Below are 14,485 nucleotides of genomic sequence, written 5' to 3' on the forward strand. Positions count from 1 at the left end.
GCGTAGGGGGAATGAAGGGAGGGGGTCAGCCGTCCGAGCCGGGCGAGGCCAGGTCCAGCCCCGCCGGCGGCCGGGGTGCGGGCTGCGGTGCGGGCACGGGTCCCGCCCCGCCCCTCGCCGCGGGCACGGGTGCCGCCAGCGCGAGCCCGTAGACGTCCAGCAGCCGCGCCGCGCTCCGCGCGATGTCGTACCGCCGCACCACCGGAGGTGCGGGCAGGCGGCGGGCGCCCGCCTCCATCTGCCCGCGCAGCGCGGCGACGAGCTCCTCGGTGCCCGTGCCGATCCGCCGCGCCCCCGGCGCCTGCGCGGCGGGCAGGTCGTCGATGGCGGGGCAGGTCACGTGCAGCACGGGCAGCCCGGCGGCCAGGGCCTCGACGACGGCCAGCCCGAACGCCTCCTCCCGCGACGGGGACACGAAGACGTCCATGGCGGCCAGCAGCGCGGGGATCCCGGGGGTGCGCCCGTCGGGGCTGTCGCCCAGCGGGTCCCGCTCCCCCAGCAGGTGGATCCGCGCCTGGGCGCCCAGTTCTGCGGCGAGGGCGCGCAGCGCGGCCCGCTCCGGGCCGTCCCCGGCCAGCAGCAGGTGGGCGCCGGGCAGTGCGGCGACGGCCCGGACCAGGACGTCGAACCGCTTGCCGGGCACCAGGCGTCCGACCCCGCCGACCACGAAGGCCCGTTCGGGCAGGCCGGTCCGGGCGCGGGTGGCGCGGCGCACGCCCTCGTCGAAGCGGAAGCGGGCGGCCTCGATCCCGTTCGGTACGACGTGGACCCGGGCGGCGGGCACCCCCCACCGCTCCAGGCGGGCCGCGACGGTGTCCGAGACCGCGACCGTCGCCGCCCCGAGCCGCTCGCTGGCCAGGTACAGGCCGCGGACCCCGCCGGACAGGGGCCGGCCTTCGATCTCGGCCTCGCCCAGGGAGTGTTCGGTGGCCACCGTCGCCCGGACCCCGGCGAGCCGGGCGGCGAGGCGCCCGTAGACGCAGGCCCGGTAGAGGTGGGTGTGGACGAGGTCGTAGCGGCCGCGCCGGACGAAGCGGACCAGCTTCGGCAGGGCGCCGAGGTCGCGGTTGCCGTGCATGCCGAGGTGGACGACCCGGATCCCGTCGGCGCGCAGCCCCTCGGCGACCGGGCCGGGGTTGGTGAGGGTCAGGACGTCGCAGTGCATCGGCATGTGGCGCAGCAGCAGGCGCAGTTGCTGTTCGGCGCCGCCGACGCCCAGGCCGGTGATGATGTGGAGGGCCTTCACCGCAGCACCGGCACCTTCCGCCACAGCTCGCGGGCCCCGTGCCGCAGCTCCTTGATCCGCAGCCGGGCGGCCCCGTCGGCCTGGCTGACGTGGGTGCGGGGCAGGGCGTGCGGGCCGGCGAGGCGGCCGGGGGAGATGGCGCAGGCGTACGCGTAGCCGGCGGCGCGGGTGGCGTCGACGACGCGGGCGTCGAGGTGCCCGTACGGGTAGCAGAACCCCTCGGGCAGGGTGCCGGTGAGTTCGCGCAGGAGCTCGCGGCTGCCGCGCAGTTCCTGCTGGAGGACGTCGTCGGGGGCGGCGGTGAGGTCCTGGTGGAGGAGGCCGTGGGAGCCGATCTCCTGTCCGGCGGCGGCGACCTCGCGGATCTGTTCGGCGGTGAGGAGGGACTTGCGGGGGCCGAGCGGGTCCCACACGTTGTCGACGCCGAGCCGTCCGGGGAGGGCGAAGAGGGTGGCGGTGAAGCCGTGGCGGTGCAGCAGGGGCAGGGCGCGGGTCAGGAAGTCGGTGTAGCCGTCGTCGAAGGTGAGGCCGACGAGGTCGTGGCCGCGTCCGGCGGCGCGGGCGCGCAGCAGTTCGCCGACGCCGACCCCGCGCAGTCCGCGGGAGCGCAGCCATCCCAGCTGGGCGTCGAGGGCGTCCGGGGTGACGGTGATCCCGTACGGGTCCTCGGCGGGGTCGGTGAACTCGGCGACGGAGTGGTACATCAGGACCCACGGCGATGCGGTCCGCCGGGTGGCGGCCGCCACGGCGGCGGGCGCCGTGTCGGTGTCAGCGGGCATTGCGGAACCTCTGGGTGAGCTGGGCGGTCTGGGCGGCGGTGTGGGCGGCGAGCTGGGCGATCTGGCCGGGGAGGGCGGTGATCTCCAGGGCTCTCATGGCCAGCCCGGTGGCCCCGAACATGGCGGGGACCAGCAGGCAGCCGAGGGCGGCGCTGAGCAGCGGGTCGGGGATCATCGGGCCGGCGAGCCAGCCGGTGGCGCAGGCGCAGGCGGCGGCGACGGCGAGGCGGCCGATGCTGACGGCGACGCGGCGGGCCTGGATGGCGATGATGCGGGAGCCGATGCCGGTGAGGAGCAGGGCGGCGGTGGCGGTGATGCCGGCGGCGTTGGCGGCGGCGATGCCGTAGGTGCCCCACCAGCCGACGAAGAGGGCGCCGGCCGCGATGTTCACGAGCAGCCCGGCACCCATCGCGAGCGCCGGGAACCAGGTGGGCCGGGCGGTCGAGAAGAAGGGCCGGGACAGGGCTCCGACGAGGCAGTGGCCGAGGAGCCCGAGGCCGTAGACGCGCATGACGGACGCGGTGGTGAGGGTGTCCTGGTGGGTGAAGGCTCCGCGTTCGAAGAGGACTTCGATGATCTGCGGGGCGTAGCCGATGACCAGGGCCGTGCCCAGGAGGACGGCGAGGGAGGCGAGCGCGAGGTCCTGTTCGACGCGCCGGCGGGCCTTCTCGCGCTCGCCGCCGGCCATGGCCTGGGCGACGACGGGGAAGGTGACGGTGCAGATCATCAGGGAGAGCACCATCGGCATCTGCGCGACCTTCTGCGCGTAGTTGAGGTGCGAGATGGCGCCGGGGGGCAGGGAGGCGGCGAGGAAGCGCTCGACGAGGACCTGGGACTGGCGGAAGACGGCGAAGGAGATGACGGGGGCGATCACGCCGAAGGCGATGAGGGTGGGCCGGTCGCGGTCGCGCTGGCTGCGGGGGGCGCCCTTGGCGCGGGGCGGTCCGAAGCCGACGTTGCGGATGAAGGCGGGCAGTTGCACCAGCACCATCAGCAGTCCGCCGGCGGCGACGCCGGCGGCGGCGGCCCGGACGCCCCACAGGGTGTGGAGGGCGACCATGGTGGCGATGATCCCGACGTTGTACGCGACGTAGATCGCGGCGGGCGGCAGGAACGACCGGTGGGCGCGCAGGGCGGCGCTGAAGTATCCGGCGATGCCGAAGGTGAGGACGGTCAGGGCGGTCATCCGGGTGCACTGGACGGCCAGTTCCGGGTCGGGCAGGCCGGGTGCGAGGACGCCGACGACCAGGGGGGCGGCGACGACGAGGACGGAGGCGACGGCGGCGAGGAAGACCACCAGGCGCGGCAGGGTGGCCCCGACGAGCAGGCGTACGGGGTCGGCCGCGCGGGCCTCCTTGCGGGTCAGTCCGGCCCGGCTGGCGGCGCGCCGGGCGAGGGCGTGGCTGAAGGCGGGCACCATCAGCAGGGCCATGGCGTCCTCGATCAGCAGGGTCGAGGCCATCTCGGGGACGGTCCAGGAGATGAGGAAGGCGTCGCTGTCGTGTCCGGCGCCGAAGAGGTGGGCGATGGCCTGGTCGCGCAGGAGGCCGAAGACGGCCCCGGCGGCGGTCAGTCCGGCGGTGACGGCGGCGGCCTTGGCGAGGAACCGTCCGAGGGGCACGCCGCCCTTGCCGCCGGACTTGCCGGCCCCGCCCCCGGCCCGGTCCGCGCCGGGTCCCGCGCCCGCGGCGGCGTGCGCTCCCGCGGCGGCGCCCGCGCCGACGCCCGTACCCGCGCCCGTACCCGCGCCCGCACCGGCGCCCCCGCCCGTGCGCCCGGCGGCGTCCCCGCCGGGCCCGGCGGGGGCCGGACGGGGTGGCCGGGTGGCGCCCCGGCGGGGCGGAACGGCCGCGTCGGCCCCCGCGGGCGCCGGGCGCCGGCCGGTGTACCCGGGCCGGGGCCCGGCCTGGGGCGGCCCGTCGGCGGCGGGAGCAGTGGCGGGGCCCGCGGCCGCGGCGATGTCGGTCGCCGGGGCCGCGGGCCGCCGCCAGGGGGTCGTGTCGGTCACCGGACGGCCGGCCCGTCGGCGGGCCGGCCGTCCGCGGCACCGGTGGAGGGCAGGGCCCACCAGGCCGCGAGCCCGATGATCACACCGGTCAGGACGGTGGAGGGGCCGCCGATGTCCGCGTACAGGAAGTCGGTCAGCTGCCACACGAACAGCCCGATCGCGACCAGCCCGCAGTCGCGGATCCTCCGGTCGCGGGCCGCCGCGTACCGCCGCAGCCCCGCGACGAGCAGGGCGGCCCAGCCGCCGGCGAGCGCGAGCAGTCCGATGAGCCCCTGTTCGCCGAGGACCAGCAGGTACATGTTGTGCGGGGACAGCAGCGGCTGTTTGACGAAGGCCTGGCCGGCGCCCGCGGTGTCGCTGCCGGAGGACAGGCCCAGCGAGGAGTGCCCGTCGCGGTGCGCGGGGAAGCCCTTGAGGCCCACGCCGACGGCCGGCCGCTCGCGCCACATCGACTCGGCGGCGGCCCACATCGTGTAGCGGTCGGTGACGGACTGGTCGGGGGCGCTGGAGACGCGGGTGATGGAGTCCAGCCGCTCGGCGACCATCTCGGAGCCCAGCCCGAGCCCGCCGACCAGCACCACCCCCAGGGCGGCCAGCGCCACCAGCACCGCCAGCGCCCGCCGGATCCCGGCCAGGCACATCACGAGCACCGCCGCCCCGACGGTGGCGATCCACGCGCCGCGGCTGAAGGACAGCACCAGCGGGACCACCAGCGCCAGGGCGCAGCCCGCGGCGGCCCTGCGGACCTTCGCGGGCAGTCCCGGCGCGAGGGCGGCGGCGGTGGCGACGACGAGCCCGTACGCGACGACGGTGGCCATGCCCATGACGTCGCCGGGGCCGAAGGTGCCCACGGCGCGGATGTCCTCGCCCTGGTAGGAGGCCCCGGTGTGCGTCGCGTACTGCACGACCCCCACCGCGCCCTGCACCAGCCCGAGGACCACGAAGCACCCGGCGGCGAGCCGGAACTCCCGGACGTCCCGCACCAGCAGCACCACGGCCGCCGGGACCAGCACGAACACCTGGAGGTAGCGCACGAACCCGGGCAGGGCGGCGTACGGGTCCCCGGCGGTCACGGTGGAGACGGCGAGCCCGATCCCCGGGGTCCCGAGCACGAGCACGCCCAGCGGGTTCAGCGTCCGCACCCGGCCGCGCAGGGCCTGTACGGCGCAGACGAGGGCGAGCAGCAGCGAGGCGGCGTCGGCGGGTCCGACCTTCCCGGAGGCGGTGGCGTCGCCGGCCGGGAGCGGGGCGAGCAGGAGCAGGACGGTCGCGGCGAGCGGCAGCAGCGGCCAGTGCCGGCGCAGCACGGCGGCCGCGGCGGCGGCGCGTACGGGTCCGGGTCCGGGGACGGCGAGGCTCATGGCTCAACTCCCGCCCAGCCGGAAGCGGAAGAAGGAGGCGGCGGTCCGCGCCAGGATCCACAGGTCCTGCCACAGCGACCAGGTGTCGATGTAGTGGTTGTCGAAGCGGGCCCGGTCCTCGATGGAGGTGTCGCCGCGCAGCCCGTTGATCTGGGCGAGGCCGGTGATGCCGACGGGCATCCGGTGGCGGGCCTCGTAGCCGGGGTGGAGGCTGCTGAACTTGGCGACGAAGAAGGGGCGTTCGGGGCGGGGGCCGACCAGGCTCATGTCGCCGCGCACGACGTTCCACAGCTGCGGCAGCTCGTCCAGCGAGGACTTGCGCAGGAAGGAGCCGACGGGGCTCATCCGGCGGTCGCCGGCGACGGTCCAGCGGGTGGCGGACTCGTGCTCGTCGGCGCGCAGGGTGCGGAACTTCAGCAGGGTGAAGGGGCGCCCGTAGAGGCCGACCCGCTCCTGGCGGAAGATCACCCCCGGTCCGTCGGAGAGCCGTACGGCCAGCGCGCAGGCGCCCATGACGGGGGCGGCGGCGAGCAGGGCGAGCGCGGCGAGGGCGGAGTCCACGATCCGCTTGGCGGACCGCTCCAGCGGCCGGGCGGGACGGGGCAGCAGGGGCTGTACGGCGTAGCCCCACAGCTGGTCGGCGGGGTGGGCGAGCCGCATGCCGGTGACCTTGGCGGTGCCGGCCGGGTCGGCGAGCCACAGCCGGCAGCCGTGGTCGTGGAAGAGGCGGACCAGGGCGGCGGTGCGCTCGTCGGCCTCGGGCGGGCGGGTGAACACCGCGCAGCGCACGGAGTTCTGGATGACGGCGCGGCGGACGTCCTCGTGGGTGGCGAGTACGGGCAGCGGGCCGCCCTCCCCGTCGGCGGGCTCGGCGGTGTCGGCGATCCCGACGGGCCGCAGCCCGTACTCGGGGCGCCCGTGCAGGGCGGCGGCGACGGCGCCGGCTCCCTCGCCGGGGCCGACGACGAGCGTGGAGACGGGGTGGCGCACGCCGGAGCGGCGCCGCGCCCGGTGGACCAGCCCGCGTCCCGCGCAGGCCAGGACGGCCTGGAGGCAGACGGCGGTGAGCAGCGCGTTCCAGCCGAGGGCCCGCTCGGGCGCGGCGGCGGCGAGGACGGCGGCGGCCCCGCACCACAGCGCGGCGGTCCGCCAGGCCAGCGCGGGCAGTTCGAGGAGGGCGGAGGGGGCGAGGCGGGGCCGGTAGAGCCCGCCCTGCGCCTGGAGGGCGGCGTTGACGGCGGCGAGCAGGACGGCGGCGGGCAGCGCGGCCTGGGCCGGCAGCTGCGGTCCGGGCAGAGCCGCCACGGTGGCGGCCGCGGCCAGCGCGTCGGCGGCCAGCAGCGCGGCGGCGCCCCGGCCGCGGCGGACCCGGCCCGGGCGGACGGCGGGGCGGGCCCGTTCGGCCCGGGGTCCGCGCGGCGGGTGGATGGCGGTCACGGCGCGGCGGCCCGCCGCGCGGGACGCGGCGGGCGGTACGGCGGGTGGGACGGCCGGCGACACGGAGGCGAAGGCGCTGCCGCCGGCGTGCCCCGTGCCGCTCTGCCCCCCGGTGTGCCGGGCGGGTGCGCTGTCCATCGTCATCGGCTGATGCGCTCCTGGTTCAAGGGCTGGGGGTTCCCCCCGCGCAGCCGGGGGGAGGGCCTGCCCAGCAGTTCGTGGTACAGGCCGGTGACCGCGTCCGTGGTCCGCCGCACGTCGAACTCGGTCCGCGCGTGCTGCTGGGCCTGCTCCCCGAGTTCGGTGAGCAGCCGCGGTTCGGCGAGCAGCCGTCCCAGGGCCTTGGCCAGCGCCGTCGGGTCCTCCGGCGGTACCAGGCAGAGCCGTCCGTGACCGGACGGCAGGCTCTCCCGCGCACCGCTGACGTCGGAGACCAGGACCGGTCGGCCGCAGGCCATGGCTTCGAGGGGGGCGAGCGCCATGCCTTCCCACCGCGACGGCAGTACAACGAGATCGGCGGCCCGAAGCCACGGTCGGATGTCGTGGGCCGCTCCGGCGAGGTGGACCCCGGGGGGTGCGGTGCGGCGCAGCCGTTCGGCGTCGGGGCCGTCGCCGACCAGGGCGAGGCGGGCTCCGGGGACGGTGGCGAGCACCTCCGGCCAGGCGCGCAGCAGGACGTCCTGGCCCTTCTGGGGGCAGAGCCGGCCGACGCAGACGGCGAGCGGCCCCTCGCCCCGCAGGGCCGCGGGCAGCGGGAGCGCGGCGCGTGCCCCGTCCCGGTCGCGGTCGCGGTCGGGGTGGGCGGGGCGGAAGTGGGAGAGGTCGACGCCGTTGCGGATCACCGCCCAGCGGGCGGTGATGCCCTCGGCCTCGCCGGCCCGGCGTTCTGCCTCGCTGACGCAGAGCACCCGGTCGGCCCAGCGGGCGCCGGCCCGCTCCCAGCGCAGCGCGAGCGCGGCGGTGGTCCCGCCGACGGCGTCGAAGGACCAGGCGTGCGGCTGGAAGACGGTGGGGACCGAGCCCCGTACGGCCATCCGTCCGGCCAGCCCGGCCTTGGCGCTGTGGGCGTGCAGCAGGTCGGGGCGGACGCGGCGGATCAGGCGTGCGGCGCCGAGCACCTCGGCGGGCAGCCCGGGCCCGGGGGAGCGTCCGGCGCGCCAGGTGAGGACCTCGGCCCCGGCGGCCCGGGCCGCGTCGGCGAGGGGGCCGCCGTCCGGGCAGCCGACGACGACGCGCAGGCCGGCGGCGGACTGGGCCCGTACGAGGTCGGTGACCACCCGCGCGACGCCGCCCTCGACGGGCTGGACGAGATGCAGGACAGTGAAGGACGGCGCGGCCGGGGAGCCGGCCGGCGAGGGGTGATTCGGCACGTGGAGCGGTCTCCTGCGCTCAGCGGCGCGCGTCTGTCTGAACGAAGAGCACACCGAGGAATTGACCCTGACTTTCGCCCGTGAACTTGAAGTTCAGGCTGTGGGCGCCACCGGACAGGGCGGGACTCAGGTCGAACACGTCCGCGTCATATCCGAGATTATTAATATTTTCAGGCTGTCGTACCGGTGAAGGCCGACCGAATTCCGTGATCGTGGAATTCATGAGGTCGTTGAAGGGGTTCTCCGCGTCGCTGACGTTGATGCGGCGCCCACTGTCGGCCGTCACCGTGAGTGAGTCCCCCAGGGCCCCGCGGTCCCCGTCGTACGCCACCACCCCGGCCTTGCCCGCGGCTCCGGGCGGCGCGTCCAGGCCGGTGATGCCCACCGTCTCCGCGGCGGCCTCGCCCGCCCCGGCGGCCAGCGACTCGAAGCCGTCCCACAGCGAGATCCTGCGCAGCGGCTCCTGCGGGTGCTCGTAGGCGACCACCAGCGTCCAGCCACCCCAGGCGCCCACCTCCGAGTGCCCCATGGCGACGTTGAGCTGGGCCACGGTCCACATCCCCGCACCGCCCTTGCGCACCAGCGGGGTGACGTCGGCGGAGGCCTGGTAGGCGTCGCTGCCCGCGTCCGTGCGGTGCCCGATCACGGTGTCGGCGATCACCGGCTTGTATGCGCCCCCGGGCTCGGCGACCAGGACGCGGCCGTTGTCCTCCGGCGGCTTCTGCTCCCCCACCCGCAGGTTCCCGCCCCAGTAGAGCCGGGCGTACGAGACCTTCGCGCCCTGCGGGACCTTGAGCTCGGCCCGGGTGGAGTTGTAGGTGTCGGGGTCCTTGTCGACCTCGTCGTAGAACATCTCGAAGTCGCCGTTGGTGCCCGCCGCGCCCTTCTTGACCTCCGCACAGGGCTCGGCCTGGGGGGACTCCTCGCGGCGGCAGCTGATCGCCGAGTTCGAGGCCCGGACCAGCCCGCCGTGCTGCACGGCCTGGTAACGCTGAGTGAAGGGGATCCGGGGCATTTCGCGCGCCGCCGCGGGAACCGCGGCACCCGCCGAAGGGACGTGGGCGGAAAGCGTGAGGCAGGACAGCAGACCGAGTGCGGCGAGGATTCTGCGGGAGGAACCCATGACCCCGTCTCCATTTTCGATCAAGGGGACAAAACAGGAGTGAACTTTGTCAGAAATCGGGCTGGAAATCACGTCGGACTCGCTCGTACGGCCTTTCGGGCGATAGCACGCACCCTGCCGGTGGGCGAGTCGTTATGCCGGTGCATCGTCGTTCGAGGTTTCGAACCGAAAGGAATACGGAGATGAAGAAGAGCCTGGTGCGCGGCACGACCGCGGCGCTCGGGGGCGCCGCGCTGCTGATGGGCGGCGCGGGCCTCGCCTCCGCGCACGGCGGCGGCGCGACGGCGGAAGGCCTCGCCGCGGGCTCCCCCGGCGTGCTGAGCGGCAACCTCGTCCAGGTTCCCGTCCACGTCCCGGTCAACGTCTGCGGCAACACCGTCGACGTGGTCGGGCTGCTGAACCCCGCCTTCGGCAACCGCTGCCTGAACGCCTGAGCGTCAACCGCACCGTCCGAAACGGCGGCATCCGGGTGAAGCGACGCAACCCGAACCGGAGCCGCGCCGTTGATCCGGGTGCTCCAGCATCCGGGCAATCCTGCAAAAAAGGGACGATAATGATCAAGAAGCTTGTGGCCGGCGCAGCGGTTGCCGCCTCCGCCGTCGGCCTCGGCGCCGCCATGGCCCCGCAGGCGATGGCCATCGGGAACGACAACGGCATCAACACCGTGAACGGCAACAACTCCGCGCAGATCTACGGCAACCAGGCCACCTACGGCAACATGAGCCCGCAGATGGCGCTGATCCAGGGCTCGTTCAACAAGCCCTGCATCGCCCTGCCGGCCAAGGTCAACGCCCAGTCGATCCTGGCCCTGGTCAACGTCGGCGTCCAGGACATCCCGGTCCTGTCCAGCCCGCAGAACCAGCAGTGCACCGAGAACTCGACCCAGGCCAAGGGCGACGAGGCCCTCTCGCACATCCTGGACAACATCCCGATCCTCTCCGGCAACGTCTCCTCCGGCAGCTGACCGAAGCCGCGCCGCGCGAGGCCGTCGCACCCCACGGGTCGCGGCGGCCTCGCCGTGTATCGGGACCACGAATTCCGCCCCGGTGAATTCGGGCGAGAATTCCCCGAACACACCGCCGGAGCATCGGAGTGAAATGCCCGGCACCTCTCGGAAATACTTGGATGTCGCGGTTTCTTTTCACCGCGCCACTCGTTGTTGTGTATGCAGCGGACAGACCTCTGCGGGAAGGATCGAATTCAGATGAAGTACAAGAAGGCAGTGGTGATGGCCGCCGGCGTTCTCGTGGCAGCCGGTGCCGCCTCCCCCGCCATGGCCGACGCGGGCGCGGCGGGCCAGGCCGTCGGCTCCCCCGGCGTCCTCTCGGGGAACCTCGTCCAGGTCCCCGTGCACATCCCCGTGAACGTCTGCGGCAACACCGTCAACGTCGTCGGGCTGCTGAACCCCGCGTTCGGCAACACCTGCGTCAACAACTGACGCGGCGCCTGCGCCAGCAGGGGCAGACCTCCTCGGGTGGCCCCGGAGTGCACGGCGGTGCACTCCGGGGCCGCCTTCGATTCAGGACCGGCCCCGTGCCGGTAGACAGGGAAGGACCCATGCGACAGGTACTGAGCCGACGGGTACTGGGCAAGGGGGTGCTCACGGCCGCGGCCGCCTCGAGTCTGCTGTCGATCGCGACCGGCGCGGCCTACGCGCATCCCGGGGCGATGGCCGAGGCCTCGCATTCACCGGGCGTGCTGTCCGGCAACAGCGTCTCGGTACCCATCACCTTCTCGCCGAACGTGTGCGGCAACAGCGTGGACGGGGGTGCCGCCCTCAACCCCGCGATGGGCAACACCTGCGCCACCTCGACCGGCTCCCACGCCGGCGGCCGCGACTACGAGCGCTACCTGAGCCCCGAGAACGCCGAGGCCTTCGAGCGCTACCTGGAGGAGCGCGAGGGCGGCCGGCACGCGCTGCCCGCGCAGCGCCGGGAGGACGGGAGCGGCTACGGGGAGCACGGCGACGGGGCACCCCGCGCGCACGCCCCCCGGCACGCGGCGCCCCGGCCCGAGCAGGCGCCCCCCGAGACGCCCCGTCACGAGACGCCGCGCCACGAAGCCCCGCGCCACGAGGCTCCCCGTCACGAGACCCCGCGCCATGCGGCCCCGCGCCACGACGACGGCCGCCACGGGGACGCCTACGGAGGCTCCGGCGAGGACGACCGCGGCCCGCGGGGCGGCAGGCAGGAGTGCGACGACCACCCGCCCGCCCCCCACGCGGAGCACCCGGCCCCGCACCCGGCGCCCCCCGCGCCCGCGCCGCACCACCCGAAGGCCAAGCCGCAGCCCGCGCCGGCGCCGCAGCCCCGGCCCGCGCCCCACGCGGAACACCCCGCCCCGCTCCCCGCGCCCGCGCCGGCCCCGGCTCCCGCCCCGCAGACCCCGCCCGCCGGGGTCCCCGTACCGCCGCAGGAGCACGCCCAGACGCTCCCCGCCCCGGTCGAGGAGCAGCCGCACACCCTCCCGGCCCCCGTCGAGGAGCGGCCGCACACCCTCCCCGCCCCCGTCGAGGAGCGGCCGCACACCCTCCCCGCCCCGGTCCCGGCGGCGCCCGCGCAGGAGATCCCGGCGCCCCGCCCCCCGCACGGCAGCCAGCCCGAGCGGCCGCTCCCGGCGCCCGCCCCCGCGCCGGACGTCGTCCGCCCGGCCGACCAGCCCCCGGCCGCCCCGGCCGGCGACTTCCCGGTGCACCTGCCCCCGGCTCCCGCACCGGCCCCGGCACCCGCCCCCGCCGCCGCCCCGCCGGCGACGCTCCCCGCGCCCGCCCCCGCCCAGGCGGGGCCGCAGCTGGCGGCCACCGGCGCGGGTGAGCTGGGGGCCATGGCGGCCCTCGCCTCGGCGCTGGTCCTCGGCGGCGCGATTCTCTACCGGAGGTCGGCCGCCGCCTGAGCGGGAATACCGGTAATCGGAAGAAACAGCGGCCGGAGAATCCACCCCGGATTCTCCGGCCGCTCCCGTGCGCCCGCTCTGCCGGCGTTTCCGGAGCGGCCGGGAATCGTTACCCAGGGCGAAAGCGCCGAGCCGGTCGCCGCCGCCTCGCTCCCCGAAAAGAATGAGGATTTCGACAATGAAGCTCTCCCAGGTCGCCGCCGTCGTCGTCGGCTCCGTCGCCGCCCTCGGCGCCACGGCCCCCGCCTTCGCCGCCGACGCCCCCGCGATGCCCCCCATGAGCGCGACGGGCGGAGTGACCGAGGTGCTCGACGCCGTGAACCCCGTCTCCGAGGCCCTGCCCCAGACGGCGGGCAACGCGCTGGCCGAGCAGGGCGACACCGTCGGCAAGGTGATCCACACGGCACAGGGCGTCAACAAGATCCGCAACGACGTCCCCGGCACGGCCCTGGGCCTGGCGAACGGCGCGACCAAGGCCTCCCCGCTGCTCGGCGGAGTGGAGCTCAACGGCGGCAAGTAGCCGCCGGGGGCGGCCGGTCCGGCTCCCGAAACGACCGTGGGCGCCACCGGCCGGGCCGGTGGCGCCCACGGTCACGTGGCGCGGACTGCGGAGAACGTCAGTCGTTGACGCAGACGTTGCCGAACGCCGGGTTCAGGGCGCCGATGACGTTCACGGAGTTGCCGCAGACGTTGACCGGGACGTGAACCGGAACCTGGACGAGGTTGCCCGAGAGGACACCCGGGGAGCCCACGGCCGCGCCTTCGGCCTGGGCGTCGGCGGAGGCGGCGCCCGCGGCACCGGCCACGGCGAGACCAGCGGAGGCCAGGGCCACGGCGGCCTTCTTGGCAGCAGAGTTCATGGGGAGTGCACCTTCTCGTTCGATGTCCTGCCCCGGTACCGGGGCTCACACCGAGCGAAACGGTCCACCATCCCAGACGGACACGGCCGGCGGCCAGATCTGACCTGTTCAGCCCAATAGTCGTAACCATCCTGCCCGTTGGGTTCCGCCGCGGTCGGTTTCTAGTGGCTGACGGGGATGTCGGGGATGGTGAGGTCGGGGAGCTTCGGGACGGCCGGGACCGCGGGGACGGCGGGTGCCGCCCCGGTCGCCGGCGGAACCGCGGGCACGGCCGGAACGGCGACCGGGAGGTCCGGCAGTTTGGGGACGGTGACCGGGAGGTCCGGCAGTTTGACGTCCGGCAGTTTGACGTCCGGGATCTTGATCTCCGGGAGCTTCGGCAGCTCGATCGCGGGGAGGCCGAGGCCGCCGAGCAGGCCCGTGAGCGAGCCCAGGAGGTCGGTCAGGGTCTTGGTGAGACTCCCGAGGAGGTCGTCGATCGGACCGGCCGCGACCCTCTCCCGGGATTCCGCCGCCTCCTCCAGCCGCTCGATCTGCTGCTGGACGGCCGCCGCCTTCCGCTCGACGGCGGCGGCGCCCTGGCCGTCCGCGGCACCCGCGGGGGCAGCCGCGCCGGACAGTATGACGACGGCGAGGGCCGACGGGACGAGGACGCGGAGGCGGGACGCCTTGGTGGAGTGCATGGGGAACCCTTCGGGGTGGTCGCACATAAGCGGACCGGAGTAGTCCACTTGCTCACCCACCGTGCGAACACCCCGCACGGAGCGCAACCGGAGGCGGGCGCCCCCGCGCGCGCCTGGGGCTGCGTACGGCCCTCGCGCAGGTGTCCGGGACGGCCTCACCCGCGCCGGGGAAATCCCCGCCCCGAACGGGCCGTTTGAGTGAAGCAGCGCAACCATGCCCGCCGGCGGCCGGTTGATCAGGGCGCTCCACTAGCGGGCACTCGTGCGACAAAAGGACCAATGATGCTCAAGAAGATCATGACCGCCGCCGCGGTTTCCGCCGTTGCCATCGGCGCCGGCGCCGCCGCCACCGCCCCGGCCATGGCCATCGGCAACGACAACGGGGTCAACACCGTCAACGGCAACGGCGCCCAGCAGATCTACGGCAACCAGAAGACCGCCGGCGACATGAGCCCGCAGCTCGGCCTGGTCCAGGGCACCCTCAACAAGCCCTGCGTCGGCCTGCCGGTCAAGGTCAACGCCCAGTCGATCCTGGCCGCGCTCAACATCGGCGTCCAGGACATCAACGTCCTGTCCAACCCGCAGAACCAGCAGTGCACCGAGAACTCCACCCAGGCCAAGGGCGACGAGCCGCTCTCGCACATCCTGGACAACATCCCGGTCCTCTCCGGCAACGCGTCCGCCGGCAGCTGACCCGGCTCCACCCCTCCTGGTCAGGGCCGCACC

General features: G+C 75.1%; 15 protein-coding genes. 6 read left to right on the forward strand and 9 right to left on the reverse strand.

Annotation, left to right across the window (positions count from 1 at the left end; genetic code table 11):
• Positions 1–25: 25 nt before the first annotated feature.
• Genes ACIRBY_RS19300 through ACIRBY_RS19330 form a run of 7 tightly spaced genes read right to left on the reverse strand, consistent with a single transcriptional unit; the run spans position 26 to position 9,396 of the window.
• Positions 26–1,246 carry a glycosyltransferase gene (locus ACIRBY_RS19300; RefSeq protein ID WP_403901869.1) on the reverse strand — a complete coding sequence of 407 codons (1,221 nt, stop codon included), beginning with the start codon at positions 1,244–1,246 and terminating at the stop codon, positions 26–28.
• The gene (locus tag ACIRBY_RS19305; protein ID WP_403901870.1) at positions 1,243–2,025 is read right to left on the reverse strand and encodes a polysaccharide deacetylase family protein; all 783 of its coding nucleotides are present in this window, start codon (positions 2,023–2,025) and stop codon (positions 1,243–1,245) included. Before ACIRBY_RS19305 ends, ACIRBY_RS19300 begins: the two co-directional genes overlap by 4 nt.
• On the reverse strand, positions 2,015–4,033 hold the full coding sequence (gene murJ, locus ACIRBY_RS19310) for a murein biosynthesis integral membrane protein MurJ (protein ID WP_403901872.1): 2,019 nt from the start codon (positions 4,031–4,033) through the stop codon (positions 2,015–2,017). Before murJ ends, ACIRBY_RS19305 begins: the two co-directional genes overlap by 11 nt.
• Positions 4,030–5,394 carry an O-antigen ligase family protein gene (locus ACIRBY_RS19315; RefSeq protein WP_403901873.1) on the reverse strand — a complete coding sequence of 455 codons (1,365 nt, stop codon included), beginning with the start codon at positions 5,392–5,394 and terminating at the stop codon, positions 4,030–4,032. Before ACIRBY_RS19315 ends, murJ begins: the two co-directional genes overlap by 4 nt.
• Positions 5,395–5,397: 3 nt before the next feature.
• Positions 5,398–6,969 (reverse strand): exopolysaccharide biosynthesis polyprenyl glycosylphosphotransferase, encoded by a 1,572-nt coding sequence (locus ACIRBY_RS19320; protein ID WP_403902045.1) that lies wholly within the window; start codon positions 6,967–6,969, stop codon positions 5,398–5,400.
• A gap of 2 nt (positions 6,970–6,971) precedes the next feature.
• On the reverse strand, positions 6,972–8,201 hold the full coding sequence (locus ACIRBY_RS19325) for a glycosyltransferase family 4 protein (RefSeq protein ID WP_403901874.1): 1,230 nt from the start codon (positions 8,199–8,201) through the stop codon (positions 6,972–6,974).
• Between the two features lie 19 nt (positions 8,202–8,220).
• Entirely contained in the window at positions 8,221–9,396 is a 1,176-nt protein-coding gene (locus tag ACIRBY_RS19330) for a DUF3344 domain-containing protein (RefSeq protein ID WP_403901875.1), read from the reverse strand.
• Between the two features lie 110 nt (positions 9,397–9,506).
• Between ACIRBY_RS19330 and ACIRBY_RS19335 the strand changes: the two genes are divergently transcribed.
• From ACIRBY_RS19335 to ACIRBY_RS19355, 5 genes are all read left to right on the forward strand, one after another.
• The gene (locus ACIRBY_RS19335; protein WP_403901876.1) at positions 9,507–9,758 is read left to right on the forward strand and encodes a chaplin; all 252 of its coding nucleotides are present in this window, start codon (positions 9,507–9,509) and stop codon (positions 9,756–9,758) included.
• Positions 9,759–9,877: 119 nt separating this feature from the next.
• Positions 9,878–10,288, forward strand: coding sequence for a rodlin (locus tag ACIRBY_RS19340; protein ID WP_403901877.1), 411 nt, complete (start codon positions 9,878–9,880; stop codon positions 10,286–10,288).
• Between the two features lie 240 nt (positions 10,289–10,528).
• Complete coding sequence (locus tag ACIRBY_RS19345; protein WP_403901878.1) at positions 10,529–10,762, forward strand: chaplin; 234 nt, start codon at positions 10,529–10,531, stop codon at positions 10,760–10,762.
• A gap of 119 nt (positions 10,763–10,881) precedes the next feature.
• Positions 10,882–12,216 carry a chaplin family protein gene (locus ACIRBY_RS19350; RefSeq protein WP_403901880.1) on the forward strand — a complete coding sequence of 445 codons (1,335 nt, stop codon included), beginning with the start codon at positions 10,882–10,884 and terminating at the stop codon, positions 12,214–12,216.
• A 178-nt stretch (positions 12,217–12,394) separates the two neighbouring features.
• On the forward strand, positions 12,395–12,736 hold the full coding sequence (locus ACIRBY_RS19355; RefSeq protein ID WP_403901882.1) for a hypothetical protein: 342 nt from the start codon (positions 12,395–12,397) through the stop codon (positions 12,734–12,736).
• Positions 12,737–12,833: 97 nt separating this feature from the next.
• Here ACIRBY_RS19355 and ACIRBY_RS19360 read toward each other — a convergent pair whose 3' ends face one another.
• Both ACIRBY_RS19360 and ACIRBY_RS19365 read right to left on the reverse strand, forming a co-directional pair.
• Entirely contained in the window at positions 12,834–13,076 is a 243-nt protein-coding gene (locus ACIRBY_RS19360) for a chaplin (protein WP_358897238.1), read from the reverse strand.
• A 161-nt stretch (positions 13,077–13,237) separates the two neighbouring features.
• Positions 13,238–13,759 carry a hypothetical protein gene (locus ACIRBY_RS19365; RefSeq protein ID WP_403901884.1) on the reverse strand — a complete coding sequence of 174 codons (522 nt, stop codon included), beginning with the start codon at positions 13,757–13,759 and terminating at the stop codon, positions 13,238–13,240.
• 282 nt (positions 13,760–14,041) lie between these two features.
• On the opposite strand from ACIRBY_RS19365, the gene ACIRBY_RS19370 reads away from it, so the two are divergent.
• Entirely contained in the window at positions 14,042–14,452 is a 411-nt protein-coding gene (locus tag ACIRBY_RS19370) for a rodlin (RefSeq protein ID WP_403901886.1), read from the forward strand.
• Positions 14,453–14,485 lie beyond the last annotated feature (33 nt).

This window comes from Streptomyces sp. NPDC096136 (assembly GCF_044763325.1).
Taxonomy (GTDB): Bacteria; Actinomycetota; Actinomycetes; order Streptomycetales; family Streptomycetaceae; genus Streptomyces.